Annotated in this window: 11 protein-coding genes; 9 read left to right on the top strand and 2 right to left on the bottom strand. The window is 72.0% G+C overall.

Features of this window, described 5'->3' with window-relative positions; translation table 11 throughout:
* On the bottom strand, positions 1-1,167 hold the full coding sequence (locus EDD27_RS25635; protein ID WP_127934648.1) for an ROK family transcriptional regulator: 1,167 nt from the start codon (positions 1,165-1,167) through the stop codon (positions 1-3).
* A 338-nt stretch (positions 1,168-1,505) separates the two neighbouring features.
* On the opposite strand from EDD27_RS25635, the gene EDD27_RS25630 reads away from it, so the two are divergent.
* The 5 genes from EDD27_RS25630 to EDD27_RS25610 all read left to right on the top strand — a co-directional run bounded on the left by EDD27_RS25630 (position 1,506) and on the right by EDD27_RS25610 (position 6,688).
* Positions 1,506-3,917, top strand: coding sequence for a PQQ-dependent sugar dehydrogenase (locus EDD27_RS25630; protein ID WP_206641643.1), 2,412 nt, complete (start codon positions 1,506-1,508; stop codon positions 3,915-3,917).
* 20 nt (positions 3,918-3,937) lie between these two features.
* Positions 3,938-5,143 (top strand): carbohydrate-binding protein, encoded by a 1,206-nt coding sequence (locus EDD27_RS56895; RefSeq protein ID WP_241564247.1) that lies wholly within the window; start codon positions 3,938-3,940, stop codon positions 5,141-5,143.
* A gap of 48 nt (positions 5,144-5,191) precedes the next feature.
* The gene (locus EDD27_RS25620; RefSeq protein WP_127934647.1) at positions 5,192-5,578 is read left to right on the top strand and encodes a VOC family protein; all 387 of its coding nucleotides are present in this window, start codon (positions 5,192-5,194) and stop codon (positions 5,576-5,578) included.
* 29 nt (positions 5,579-5,607) lie between these two features.
* Positions 5,608-6,036 (top strand): MarR family winged helix-turn-helix transcriptional regulator, encoded by a 429-nt coding sequence (locus EDD27_RS25615; protein ID WP_206641642.1) that lies wholly within the window; start codon positions 5,608-5,610, stop codon positions 6,034-6,036.
* 115 nt (positions 6,037-6,151) lie between these two features.
* Entirely contained in the window at positions 6,152-6,688 is a 537-nt protein-coding gene (locus EDD27_RS25610; RefSeq protein ID WP_127934645.1) for a dihydrofolate reductase family protein, read from the top strand.
* Here the strand turns inward: EDD27_RS25610 and EDD27_RS25605 are convergent.
* The gene (locus tag EDD27_RS25605) at positions 6,681-7,472 is read right to left on the bottom strand and encodes an isocitrate lyase/PEP mutase family protein (protein ID WP_127934644.1); all 792 of its coding nucleotides are present in this window, start codon (positions 7,470-7,472) and stop codon (positions 6,681-6,683) included. The genes EDD27_RS25610 and EDD27_RS25605 overlap by 8 nt on opposite strands.
* Before the next feature lie 245 nt (positions 7,473-7,717).
* On the opposite strand from EDD27_RS25605, the gene EDD27_RS25600 reads away from it, so the two are divergent.
* From EDD27_RS25600 to EDD27_RS25585, 4 genes are all read left to right on the top strand, one after another.
* Positions 7,718-9,340, top strand: coding sequence for an FAD-binding oxidoreductase (locus tag EDD27_RS25600; RefSeq protein WP_127934643.1), 1,623 nt, complete (start codon positions 7,718-7,720; stop codon positions 9,338-9,340).
* Between the two features lie 136 nt (positions 9,341-9,476).
* The gene (kstD, locus tag EDD27_RS25595; protein ID WP_127934642.1) at positions 9,477-11,255 is read left to right on the top strand and encodes a 3-oxosteroid 1-dehydrogenase; all 1,779 of its coding nucleotides are present in this window, start codon (positions 9,477-9,479) and stop codon (positions 11,253-11,255) included.
* Positions 11,256-11,289: 34 nt separating this feature from the next.
* Positions 11,290-11,841 (top strand): Chromate resistance protein ChrB, encoded by a 552-nt coding sequence (locus EDD27_RS25590; protein ID WP_127934641.1) that lies wholly within the window; start codon positions 11,290-11,292, stop codon positions 11,839-11,841.
* Positions 11,842-11,890: 49 nt separating this feature from the next.
* The gene (locus EDD27_RS25585; protein WP_241564246.1) at positions 11,891-13,081 is read left to right on the top strand and encodes an MFS transporter; all 1,191 of its coding nucleotides are present in this window, start codon (positions 11,891-11,893) and stop codon (positions 13,079-13,081) included.
* Positions 13,082-13,130: the final 49 nt, after the last annotated feature.

Raw genomic sequence — 13,130 nt, 5'->3', positions numbered from 1 at the left:
TCAGCGCTCCTGGGAGGAGAAGAGGGTCTGGATGGCGACCGCGGCCGCGCCGCGCGCCCACTGCTCGAAGGTCCGCGGCCGCAGCAGCAGACGGCAGTCGGCCGCCGCGCCGAACGCCTGGCTGGTGAACGACCGGTTGATCTGCTCCTCGAACAAGTCGTACGCCGCGAGCCCCTGCACGTCACCGGTCACGATGATCCGCTCCGGCCCGAACAGGTTGGCCATCGCCGCGATGCCCAGCCCGATGGCGTGCCCCGCCCGGGCGAAGACCTCCCGCGCCGCCGTGTTCCCCGCGTGGGCGACGTCGATGGCCGCGTCGATGGTCAGAGACGCGTCGCCGGTGGCCGCGCGTACGGCGGCCACGATGGGCGCGGTCCCGGCGATGGCCTCCACGCAACCGCGCCCGCCGCAGTGGCACTCGGGCTCCTCACCGCCCACCGGGATATGGCCGATCTCCCCGGCCACGCCGTGCGAGCCGGCCACCACCCGGTCGTTGGCCACCAGCCCGCAGCCGATGCCGGCCCCCACCGTGACCAGCGCGAACGACGACGCCCCCACGCCGTCGCCGAACCACTGCTCGGCCACGGTGAGCGACCGGACGTCGTTCTCGACCGTGACGTTGAGTCCGGTCGCCTCTCCGGCGAGCCGGGCCAGCGGCACCTTCCGCCAGCCCAGAAACGGGGAGTACCGAACCAGCCCTAGGGCCTTGTCCACGTCCCCCGACACCGCCAGGCCCAGCCAATGGCAGCGCTCGTCGTAGGCCGGATCGTCCGACCGCAGGTCGGCGACCAGCTCGGCGAGCGCCTCGACCACGCCCTCGGGTGACGTGGTCGTCAGGCGACGGTGCGCCGACACCAGGGGCTGGGCCCGCAGGTCGGTGATGACGCCGATGAGCTCGTCATCGGTGATCTTCACGCCGGCGAAGAACTCCCGGTTCGCCCTGATCGTCAGCGGGCTGGCCGGCCGTCCGGCGCCGGGTGCCGTACGCTCGGTGGCCTCCAGCTCTTCCAGGTAACCTGCCTCGATGAACGGGCGGGCGGCCTTGGTCACGGCGGCCGACGACAGGCCGCTGCGCCTGGCGATCTCCACTCGGGTCACCGGACCTTGGGTGAGCACCATGGTGAAGACGGTGGCCTCAGCGCGGGTGGTGGTGAGCCGAGGATGCATGGCGGCAATCGTAGCACTAATTAACTTCGTCAAGAATTGAATTGGAACGTTACAGTGAGACTTTGAGCACCGGATGCCCACCATCAGTGGCCGAGATCCGTCCACTACGTTCCCGAAGACATCCCATGTCTGTTTCCGGGCTCTAGCGAGCCAGTGACGCCGCCCGCGCCACCCTACGGGGCAATGCGGGCTGCCCACGTGGCAGCACTGGCTCTAAGTTAGGAAACTTTCCTAAAGAATGGCGCGTTCCAGGTGTTGACGCCTGTGGCTGTTTGTGGGAACACGTTCTAAAGCTCCAATCTCTTACCCGAGGCATCACTCTCAGCCAGGAGCGCCCGATGAACTTCAGCAAGTCCCGGGCCTGCGCCATCGCCTGCTTACTCGTCCTGGGAATGGCCGCCCTCCCCGCCGCCGCGGCGCCCATGCGGTACGAAGCCGAGAACGCGACGATCTCCCAAGGAGCCGTGGAGTCGAACCACGCCGGCTATTCCGGCACCGGCTTCGTCAACGGCACCAACGTCGCCGGCTCCTTCACCGAATGGACGATCACCGCGCCCAGCGCCGGCACCGCCACGCTGGCCTTCCGCTACGCCAACGGCACCGGCGCGGACCGCCCCAGCGACATCTCGGTCAACGGCACCGCCGTGGCCGCGAGCCGGTCCTTCCCCGCCACCGCGAGCTGGGCCACCTGGGCCACGGTCACGCTGACCGCGCCGGTCGTCGCGGGCGCGAACAAGGTCAGGGCCACCGCCACGACCGCGGGAGGCAACCCCAACTTCGACTACCTCGACGCCGACGTCCCGGCCGGCGCGTTCACCGACTACCAGGCGGAGACGGCGACCATCGCCCAAGGCGTCGTCGAGTCGAACCACGCCGGCTTCACCGGCTCGGGCTTCGTCAACTACGCCAACGTGACCGGCTCGTACGTCGAGTTCTCCGTCAGCGCCGCCGCGGCCGGCACCGAGACCCTGACCTTCCGCTACGCCAACGGCACCACCGCCGACCGGCCCATGACCATCACCGTCAACGGCACCGCGGTGGCCACCGCCCGGTCCTTCCCGAGCACCGGCGCCTGGGCCACGTGGCAGGAGGTCGCCCTGGACGCACCGCTCACCGCGGGCGCCAACACGGTCCGCGCCACGGCCACCACGGAAGGCGGCGGGCCCAACCTCGACCGGCTGCGCGTCACCGGCGCCGGCGACACCGAGAAGCCCACCTCGCCAGGGCAGCCGGTCTGCTCGGCCATCGCGCACAACGCCCTGACGCTGGACTGGCCGCCGGCCACCGACAACATCGGCGTGGTGGCGTACGACATCTACCACCAGGGCCAGCAGATCGCGACCGCGCCCGCGCCACCGCACCGGCTGACCGGGCTCACCCCCGACTTCGGCTACCAGCTGTCGGTGTTCGCCCGGGACGCCTCCGGCAACGTGTCGCTGAGCAGCCCCGAGGCGAACTGCCGCACGCTGCCCGCCCCCGCCGACGACCCGCCGTCGCCACCCGGACAGCCGACGGTCAGCGGCGTGCAGGCCACCTCGGCCACCGTGAGCTGGGCAGCCTCCACCGACGACAACGGCGTGCGCGCCTACCTGGTCCGCGACCACGCCACCAACGCCGTGCTGGCCACCGTCACCGGGACCCCGCCCGCGACCACGGCCACGGTGCCGCTGGAATGCGCCCGCACCTACCAGGTGCACGTCGTGGCGCGCGACAGCGCCAACCAGCTGTCCACGCCGAGCGCGCCGTCGGCGTCGTTCACCACCAGCACCTGCGGCACGGTGCCGCAGCCGCCGACCAGTGTCGCCGGCGGCTGGGACGTGCCGTGGGACATCTCCTGGGCGCCGGACGGGACGTACGCGCTGGTGACCGAGCGGGACACCTTCCGGGTCTTCAAGGTGACCACCTCCGGCGCGAAGACGCAGGTCGGGACCGTCCCCAACACGCAGACGACCAACGGCGAGGGCGGCCTGATGGGCCTGGACTTCTCGCCCACCTGGAACGGCACCACCGACCAGGACGTGTTCTTCATGCACACCGCGTCCGAGGGCAACCGCATCGCCAAGATGAGCTTCAACGGCACCACGCTCAGCGGCTACGCCAGTGTCCTGCAGGGCATCGACAAGAACCGCTACCACAACGGCGGACGGATCAGGTTCGGCCCCGACGGCTACCTCTACGTCGCGACCGGCGATGCCCAGCAGTCGAGCAACGCCCCGGACCTGGACTCCCTCAACGGCAAGATCCTGCGCATCACCAGGACCGGCGCCGCCGCGCCCGGCAACCCGTTCGGCACGCGCGTCTACAGCTACGGCCACCGCAACCCGCAGGGCCTGGCCTGGGACTCGGCCGGCCGGCTGTGGTCGTCGGAGCTGGGCAACTCCTCACGCGACGAGCTCAACCTCATCCTGCCGGGCCGCAACTACGGCTGGCCCACCTGCGAGGGCACCTGCAGCGTGTCCGGCATGACCAACCCCAAGTACACGTGGGGCGTCGCGGAGGCCTCCCCGAGCGGCATCGCCATCGTCGGCAACACGGTCTTCATGGCGGCGCTGCGCGGCCAGCGGCTGTGGCGCATCGTGCTCAACGGCGAGAACGTCACGACCGTCAACTCCTACTTCAACGGCACCTACGGCAGGCTCCGCGCGGTCGAGAAGGTGCCCGGCGCCGCCGCCATCTGGTTCGGCTCCACCAACTCCGACAACAACGGCGACGGCTCCGCCGACACGATCCGCCGCTCCACCATCCAGTAATCACCCCAGGAAGTGACCACATGACACAACCCTTGTCCCGGCGCCGCTTCGGACTTCTCCTCGGCGCGGCCGCCGCCGTGCCGCTCCTGCCGGCGCGTCCCGCGTTCGCGGCGCCCACCCTGCTCCCGTCCGGGATGACGTGGCAGCTGATGTGGTCGCCGTCGGCCTCGGCCAACGGCATGGGGGCGTGGGAGACCATCGAGGACGACCGCGCCGACTCCCACCCGGCGGGCGCGCCCCACATCCGCCCCGACGGCGACAACTACCGCTTCACCATGCACATGGTCGACCGTGACACCAGCACGGACCGGCAGCGGCACGAGGTGACCGGCAACCGTACCTCCAGCAGCAGCTACCTGTCCTGGAAGACGGGCGAGTTATGGCGGGTCACCTACTCGATGTACATCCCGAGCACGCTCAAGGCCACCACGACCTTCACCCACATCTTCCAGACCAAGATGCCCGGTTCGGGAACGTCGCCGATCACGGTCACCTCGCTGCGCCGGGTGGACGGCAGGCAGACCATCGAGCACAAGATCTTCGAGCCGAACATCCTGGTCGGGCGGACCGACCTGGAGCCGCTGCACAACAAGTGGATCGACATCGACTACGAGATCAAGATCGGTGACGGCTCGGCCGGCGCGGTCCGGTGGGTCGTCAGGAACGGCGGCACCACGGTGGTGGACGCGACGACGACGGGCGTGGACACGTTCCTCGGCGACCGGGTGCGCCCGAAATGGGGGATCTACCGGTCGCTGGGCGACACGTCGGGCTCGCTGCAGGACTGCCACCTGCTGCTGACGAGACTCAGGTCGTACAAGGCCGTCCCGGGCGGCGGCGGGGGCGTCACGCGGTACGAGGCGGAGAACGCCACGATCTCGCAGGGCGCGGTCGAGTCCAACCACGCGGGATACTCCGGAACGGGCTTCGTCAACGGCGACAACGCGGCGGGCTCGTACGTCGAGTGGACCGTCAACGGCGCCGCCGGAGCGGCCACCCTCAGGATCCGGTACGCCAACGGCACCACCGCCGGCCGCCCCGCGACGATCACCGTCAACGGCGCCACGGTCGCCGCCGACCAGCCGTTCAACGGCACCGGCGCCTGGGCCACGTGGGCGACCGCCACCGTGCCCGTGACCCTGCGCTCGGGCGCCAACACGGTGCGGATCACCGCCAACACCGCCGCCGGCAACCCGAACCTGGACTACCTCGAAGTGGTGCAATGACGAGCCGGGCCGTGCGTCTTCGGTGGTCTGCCGGGGAACAGGTGCGGCATGGAAGTGCTGAGCAGCCGCGTGCTGCTGCGTCCGAAGGATCTCGCGCGCAGCCGCCGCTTCTACGCCGAGACGCTCGGCCTGGCCGTCTATCGCGAGTTCGGCCCGGCCGACGCGCCGGGGACGGTGTTCTTCCTGGGCCAGGGGTTCCTGGAGCTGTCGGGGCACTGTGAGGACGGGGCCAGCGCGGGCGTGTCGCTCTGGCTGCAGGTACGCGATGTGGCAGGCGAGGAGGAACGCCTGCGCCAGGCGGGCGTCACCGTGCTGCGGGAGGCCCGCCTGGAGCCGTGGGGGCTCGTCGAGTCGTGGATCGCGGACCCCGACGGCCACCGCATCGTCCTGGTCCAGGTGCCGCCCGACCACCCCCTGCGCCGCGATCCGCGCTGATCGGCCGCTCGGTGGGGGAGACTGAGGAGGTGAGCAACGACCGTCCCGCCCCGCCTGTGACGAGCCCCTCGATCATCCTGCTGACGCTTGCCCGCCGCATCGAGACCGAGCTCAACGCCGCTCTCGCGCCGCTGGAGCTCACCGTCAGCAGGCTCGGGCTGCTCGGCCACATCGCCGTGGTGCCCGGGGTGTCGTTCAGCGACCTGGCCCGGATGTCGGGCACCACGGTGCAGAGCGTGCACACCGCGGTGAAGGCGCTGGTCGGCGCGGGACTGGTGCACGACCACACCGCCCGCGCGGGCTCCGCCTCGGCGATCGAGGTCACGCCCGAGGGGGCCCGCCTGCTGGAGCGGGCCAAGCAGGCGGTGGCCGAGGTGGACGAGCGCATGTTCGGCCCCGACGCCGATCCCGTGCAGCGGCAGATCGGACAGGCGGTGCTGGCCGCCTTCGCGCTCTGAGTCATGCTCCCGGCCGGCCGGCGGCGCGACCTTAAGCGCATGAGCAGGAATCCGTAAGCGACTCCGGCGAGGGTTGTGCCCAGGAAGCACGACCGCAAGGTGAAGGAGATCTGCCATGAGGAAACTCATCGAGTCGACGTTCGTCACCCTCGACGGCGTCATCAGCGACCCGCACGTCTGGGGCCGGCCGTACTGGGACGAGGAGCACAGTGCGTATGCGAACAAGCTGATGTTCGCCGCCGACGCGCTGCTCCTGGGCCGCGCGACGTACGAGGCGTTCGCCGAGGCCTGGCCCGCGCGGTCGGGGGACCCGTACACCGATCAGATCAACAGCATGCCCAAGTACGTCGCCTCCACCACGCTGAAGGAGGCGAGCGCCTGGAACGGCACCCTGATCGAAGGCGACGTCGCCACGGCGGTGGCCGAGCTGAAGCGGCAGCCGGGGGAGAACATCCTGAAGTTCGGGACCGGCCGGCTCGACCGCACACTGATCGACAACAAGCTGGTCGACGAGTTCCACTTCTGGGTGTTCCCCACCATCGCGGGCGGCGGCGAGCGGCTGCTGGACGGCCTGGACCTCACCCACCTGAACCTTCTCGGCACGACGCGGTTCACCTCGGGCATCGTGGTCCACACCTACGGGCTCAAGTAGACAGCGCGGCGTTGAGCGCGCCGTAGTCGAGACCGTCCGCGAGCGCGTCGTACGTGCCGGCGCCCAGCAGCTCGGCGGCCGCCCGCGCGGCGCACGCGTACGCGGACTGGGCGATCGCGGAGCCGACGCTGACCCGCGCGACCCCGGCCGCCGCCAGCTCGGCCACGGCCGGCGCGCCGGGCCCGGCCATCACGTTCAGCGGCAGCGGCCCGCCGGCCAGGCGGGCGATGACGTCCAGATCGAGCAGACCCGGCACGAAGAGCCCGTCCGCCCCGGCATCGGCGTAGACCCGCGCCCGCTCCTCCACCTCGGCCGGCTGGTCCCCTGGGATGCCGACCAGGTAGACGTCGGTGCGGGCGTTGATGAACACGTCGACGCCGGCGGCATCGGCCGCCGCCCGTGCCTCGACGATGCGCCGTGCCTGATCCTTCGGCGAAAGCAGGGGCGTCCCGCCAGAGTCCTCCAGGTTGACGCCGACCGCCCCGGCCTCGATCACCGCGCGTACGGTGGCGGCCACGTCCCCGTACCCGCCCTCGATGTCGGCGGTGACCGGCACGCGCACGGCCGCCACGATGCGGGCGACCGCCGCCACCATCCGCTCTCGGGTGAGCCCCTGAGCGTCGGGCGCGCCGTTCGCCCAGGAGACGCCGGCGCTCGTCGTCGCGATCGCCCGCGCTCCCGCGGCCTCGATCACGGCCGCGGAGGCGGCGTCCCAGGCGTTGGGCAACACGAGCACCGCTCCGCCTCGGTGCAGGCCGCGGAACAGGGCCGCCTGGTCACTCATGATGATCTCCCTCTCGCCGGTGCGCTTCCGAGACCAGAGCATCGTGGCCAGGACCCCGGGCTGTCTGGCTGGATTCGGACATGACCGTCGTCGTTTCCTGATGTGGCCGCGACAGGACCGGCCGGCACGGCGTAGTGGTGGAGTTACCTCCACCCCCGCGTACATCTGGATGCATTCTCCGGCCAGGTCCGCGCTCCTAGCGTCGAAGACGCAGATTGGCGGACGAACGGCAGGGGGAGTGGATCATGGGCAAGGTCACACGCCGTGGATTTCTCGGCGGCACGGCCGCGCTCGGCGGCGCGGCGATGACGGCGGAGCTCACGGGATCAGGGACGCCGGCGGAGCCGACCGGTGGGCCGCCTTTCGGCCCCGTCGTCGTGCGCCCCGCCGACCCCCGCTACGACGACCTGGCGGTACGCAGGACGAACCAGCGTTTCCGCCCCCAACCCGACTACTTCCACGTGGTCGGCTGCACGGAGCAGGTCGTCGCGGCCGTCAACGAGGCGGTCCGCGCCGGCCGCCGCGTCACCGTCCGCAGCGGCGGCCATTGCTACGAGGACTTCGTCGGTGACGGCGCCCAGGTTGTGATCGACATGTGCGAGATGTCCGAGGTGTATTTCGACCACGAGCGCGGCGCGTTCGCCATTGAGGCCGGCGCCACGCTCATGCAGGCGTATCGCAAGCTCTACCTGGGGTGGGGCGTCACCATCCCCGGCGGCCAATGCGGGGGCGTGGCCGCCGGGGGTCACATCGCGGGCGGCGGGTACGGCCCGCTGTCGCGCCGCCACGGCCTCACGGTCGACCACCTGCACGCCGTGGAGGTCGTGGTGGTCGACCGCACCGGCCGGGCCCGCGCCGTGGTGGCGACCAGGAACCCGGCCGACCCGAACCACGACCTGTGGTGGGCGCACACAGGCGGGGGCGGCGGCAACTTCGGCATCGTCACCCGCTACTGGATGCGCGACCCGGCCGCCCGGGGCGGCGACCCCGCCAAGCTCCTGCCCAAGCCGCCCGCCGAGGTGTTGTCCGGCCTGGCCGCCTGGTCATGGGCGGGCATGACCAAGGAGTCGTTCCGCAGGCTGCTGCGTAACTACGCCGAATGGCACCAGCGCAACAGCACCCCGGGCAGCCCGGAGGTCTCGCTCTGGGGCTCCCTGCTCATTCCCGGCCGCCAGGCGGGCGACGACCCCGGCGGCATGATCCTGCCCGCCCAGATCGACGCCTCCGTGCCGGACGCGGAGCGGGTGCTGCGCGATCACTTCGCCGCCGTGGCCGACGGCGTCACCCCCGAGGTGTACGTGTCGCCGATCACGCGCGAGCCGTGGTTCCAGGCGGTGCGTACGCTGTCGCTCGGCGCCGAGGCGGAGTCGGGCCGGTACAAGGGCAAGTCCGCCTACCTGCGCAAGCCGTTCACCGACGAGCAGGCCGGCGTGGCCTTCGAGGCCCTCCACCAGGCCGGCGACGTCTCCTCGAACGGCCTGTTGTGGCTCCTGTCGTACGGCGGGCAGGTCAACACGGTGCCGCCGGCCGCGACCGCCACCGTGGAACGCCAGTCCATCCTGAAGGCGCTCCACCTGGTCACGTGGGACGAGAGCCAGGACGGCAAGGCGCACCTGGAATGGGTGCGCCGGCTGCACCAGCGGACGTTCGCGGCGACGGGCGGCGTGCCCGTGCCCGGGGGCGACTGCGGCGGCGCCTACATCAACTACCCCGACATCGACCACGCCGACCCCGCGTGGAACACCTCCGGCGTGCCCTGGTCCACGATCTACTACGGGGACAACTACGCCCGCCTGCAGCGGGTGAAGGCCCGCTGGGACCCGCGGAACGTCTTCCGCCACGCCCTTTCCATCCGTCCGGCTCACTGAGTATTACCCAAGCGCTTGCTTCGATCATGATGCGGTGTGATCCTTCGAGTGGCGATCACGGCCATGAGGCCCCAGCGCCCCATGGCCCGCTTCGTACGCCATGTGAACGCCCCACGAGCGAAGGGATCGACCCGCCATGGCCGATGCGACGCACACCAACCCTGCCCCCGGGGGTCCCAGCCGGCGCACGCTGCTGCGTGGGGCCGCCGTCGCCGGCGGCGCGCTGGTGACGGGCGCGGCGCTGGGCGCCGCCCCCGCCCGCGCCGCGATCGAGTACGACGTCGTCGTGGTCGGGGCCGGCGCCGCGGGCATGACCGCGGCGCTGACCGCGGCCAAGCGCGGCCTGCGCACGGTCGTGGTGGAGAAGGCGCCGACCTTCGGCGGGTCGGCCGCCCGCTCCGGCGCCGGCATCTGGATCCCGAACAACGAGGTCATCCTGGCCGCCGGGGTGCCGGACACCCCCGCCAAGGCCGCTGCCTACCTCGCCCGCGTCGTCGGCGACACCGTGCCGGTCGACCGGCAGCAGGCGTTCCTGGCCGCCGGCCCGCCCATGATCTCGTTCGTCATGCGCAACAGCCCGCTGCGGTTCCGGTTCATGGAGGGCTACTCCGACTACTATCCGGAGTTCCCCGGCGGCCTGCCGAACGGGCGCTCCATCGAGCCCGACCAGCTCGACGGCCGCGTCCTTGGCGCGGAGCTGGACCGGCTCAACCCCTCCTACATCCCCACGCCGGCAGGCATGGTCGTCTTCAGCGCCGACTACAAGTGGCTCACGCTCAGCACCGTCAACCTGAAGGGAACGGAGGTGGCCGCCGCCTGCCTGCTGAGGGGCACCGAGGCCGCGCTGCGCGGCGAGAAGCCCCTGACCATGGGCCAGGCCCTGGCCGGCGGGCTGCGTGCCGGACTGCTCGCGGCCGGGGTGCCGGTGTGGCTCAACACCCCGCTCACCGACCTGCGCATCGAGGGCGGCCGCGCGACCGGCGTCGTCGTGTCGAGGAACGGCACGCAGACCGTGATCAAGGCGACCCGCGGCGTCATCATCGGTTCGGGCGGGTTCGAGCACAGCGCGGCCATGCGGGCCGAGTTCCAGCGCCAGCCCATCGGGACGAGCTGGACAGTCGGCGCGAAGGAGAACACCGGTGACGGCATCGAGGCCGGCGAGCGCGCGGGGGCGGCGCTCGGCCTGATGGACGACGCCTGGTGGGGGCCCGCGATCCCGCTGCCCGGCGAGGCGTACTTCTGCCTGGCCGAGCGCACCCTGCCGGGCTGCATCATGGTCAACGGCAACGGCGTGCGCTTCGTCAACGAGGGAGCGCCCTACAGCGACGTGGTGCACGTCATGTACGACCGCAACACGCCCTCCGCCCCGCACATCCCCGCCTGGCTGATCGTCGACCAGCAGTACCGCAACCGCTACCTGTTCAAGGACATCGCCCCGCTCCTGCCGCTGCCGGACTCCTGGTACGACAGCGGCGCCGCGCACAAGGCGTGGACCATCGAGCAATTGGCGCAGCGGATCGGCGTGCCGGCGGCGGCGTTACGCGGCACGGTCACCCGCTTCAACGGGTTCGCGACGACCGGGAAGGACCTCGACTTCCACCGCGGCGACAGCGCCTACGACCGTTACTATGCCGACCCGGCCGTCAAACCGAACCCCTGCCTGGCGCCCCTGTGGCTGCCGCCGTTCTACGCGTTCAAGATCGTTCCTGGGGATCTCGGGACGAAGGGCGGGATGCTCACGGACGCGCGGGCACGCGTACTGCGCGCGGACGGCTCGGTCATCCCCGGCCTGTACGCCGCCGGCAACGCCAGCGCCGCCGTCATGGGCCACAGCTACGCCGGCGCCGGCTCGACCCTCGGACCGGCCATGACCTTCGGCTACGTCGCCGCCAACCACATCGCCGACACCGTATGACAAGCGCGATGTAACAGCTGATACATTCACTGTTGTGACAGTGCAGTGGGTGGTGCTGCTCGTCCGGCTGCCCGCCGGTCCGTCACGGCACCGGGTCGCGTTGTGGCGGGAGCTGCGCCGGCTCGGGGCCGTGTCCCTGGGGCTGGGCGCCTGGACGGTGCCCGACGTGCCGGTCTTCGCCGACGGGCTGGCCCGTGCGGTCGAGCTCGCCGGCACGGCCGGGGGAGAGGCCGTGGTGCTGGAGGCGGCCGGGCGCACACCCGCCGACTCCGAGCGCCTGCAGGCCATGTTCGCGGCCGCCCGCCGGGACGACTGGGCCGAGTTCCTCGCCGACTGCGGCAAGTACGAGGAGGAGCTGGCCAAGGAGATCCGGCAGGCCAAGTTCACGCTGGCGGAGCTGGAAGAGGAGGAGCAGTCGCTGGAGCGGCTGCGGCGCTGGCACCGCGCCCTGAGCGCGCGCGACGTGTTCGGCACCCCGGAGGCCAAGGAGGCCGCCCAGCGGCTGGCGGCGTGCACGGTGGCCTGCGAGGACTACGCCGAACGCGTCTTCGCCGCACTCCACCAGACACCGGGGGAGTCCGGATGACGGCGTCACCAGCCGTTCGCCGTCCGACGCCGTCCGCGGACCGGCGCGGATGACGGCGCCGCTCGCTCAGGCGCCGCCCACACCCCGCGGGCGGATGTGGCCGCTCTACGCGGCCGGCTTCACCACCGCGTTCGGCGCGCACGGCGTCGCGGCCAGTCTCGGCGGCTCCCCGGACGCGGTGACGTCGCTGCTGGTCCTGGGTGGCCTGCTGGCGCTGTACGACGGCGCAGAAGTCCTGCTCAAGCCGCTCTTCGGCACCCTGGCGGACCGGATCGGCGCCCGCCCGGTGCTGCTGGGCGGCCTGGTCGCCTTCGCCTGCGCCTCGGGCCTGTACGCGCTCGCCGACAACCCCGCCGCCCTCTGGGCCGCCCGGCTCGGGCAGGGCGCCGCCGCCTCGGCGTTCTCCCCGTCGGCCTCCACCCTGGTCGCCAGGCTCACCCCGGCCACCGGGCACGGCCGCGCGTTCGGCGGCTACGGCTTCTACAAGAGCATCGGCTACACGCTGGGCCCGCTGCTCGGCGGCGTGCTGGTGTGGGCAGGAGGATTGCGGCTGCTGTTCGCGGTGATGGCGGTGCTCGCGGCCGCCGTCGCGGTGTGGGCCGCGCTCGCGGTGCCACGGGTGCCGCCCCTGCCCAGAGCCCGCCAGACCGTGCTCGACCTCGCGCGCCGCCTGGCCGACCGGGCGTTCTGGCAGCCCACGGCCGCACTGGCGGCCGCCACCGCCGCGCTGTCGGTCGGCGTCGGCTTCCTGCCGGTCTCCGGCGCGGCCGCGGGCCTCGGCCCCGTCGCCACCGGGGCCGCGGTGTCGGTCCTCGCCGCCTGCGCCGCCGTCGTGCAACCGGCCGCCGGGCGCGCCCTGGACGCCGGCCGGATCACGACCCGCGCCGGCCTCGCTGCCGGCCTCGCGATCAGCGCCGCCGGCCTGGCCCTGGCGATGGTGCCGGGCCTGGCGGGGGTGCTCGCCTCGGCCGTGCTCATCGGGGCGGGCACGGGACTGATCACCCCGCTCGGGTTCGCCGCCCTGGCCGCCTCCACGCCGCACGAGCGCCTCGGCCAGACCATGGGCACGGCCGAGCTCGGCCGCGAGCTGGGCGACGCCGGCGGCCCGCTCCTCGTGGCCGCCGTCGCCACGGCCGCCACCCTCGCCCACGGCTACGCCGTGCTCGCCCTCCTGCTGGTCATCGCCCCGGCCGCCATGCTCGCCGCCGCGTTCGCCGGCCGCCTCCGCAGCCGCCGCTGACGCCGTGGCACAGAAAGATCAGCGATTCGCGACGGGGTCCCGGCAAATC

The sequence above is a fragment of the Nonomuraea polychroma genome (genome assembly GCF_004011505.1).
Classification (GTDB): Bacteria; Actinomycetota; Actinomycetes; order Streptosporangiales; family Streptosporangiaceae; genus Nonomuraea; species Nonomuraea polychroma.
This window is presented reverse-complemented; position numbering and strand designations above follow the sequence as displayed.

Excerpts from the sequence above, each read along its gene's own strand:
- EDD27_RS25635 (WP_127934648.1), bottom strand. The coding sequence starts at position 1,167 with ATGCATCCTCGGCTCACCACCACCCGCGCTGAGGCCACCGTCTTCACC.
- EDD27_RS25630 (WP_206641643.1), top strand. The coding sequence starts at position 1,506 with ATGAACTTCAGCAAGTCCCGGGCCTGCGCCATCGCCTGCTTACTCGTC.
- EDD27_RS25620 (WP_127934647.1), top strand. The coding sequence starts at position 5,192 with ATGGAAGTGCTGAGCAGCCGCGTGCTGCTGCGTCCGAAGGATCTCGCG.
- EDD27_RS25585 (WP_241564246.1), top strand. The coding sequence starts at position 11,891 with ATGACGGCGCCGCTCGCTCAGGCGCCGCCCACACCCCGCGGGCGGATG.
- kstD (WP_127934642.1), top strand. The coding sequence starts at position 9,477 with ATGGCCGATGCGACGCACACCAACCCTGCCCCCGGGGGTCCCAGCCGG.
- EDD27_RS56895 (WP_241564247.1), top strand. The coding sequence starts at position 3,938 with ATGACACAACCCTTGTCCCGGCGCCGCTTCGGACTTCTCCTCGGCGCG.
- EDD27_RS25600 (WP_127934643.1), top strand. The coding sequence starts at position 7,718 with ATGGGCAAGGTCACACGCCGTGGATTTCTCGGCGGCACGGCCGCGCTC.
- EDD27_RS25605 (WP_127934644.1), bottom strand. The coding sequence starts at position 7,472 with ATGAGTGACCAGGCGGCCCTGTTCCGCGGCCTGCACCGAGGCGGAGCG.
- EDD27_RS25610 (WP_127934645.1), top strand. The coding sequence starts at position 6,152 with ATGAGGAAACTCATCGAGTCGACGTTCGTCACCCTCGACGGCGTCATC.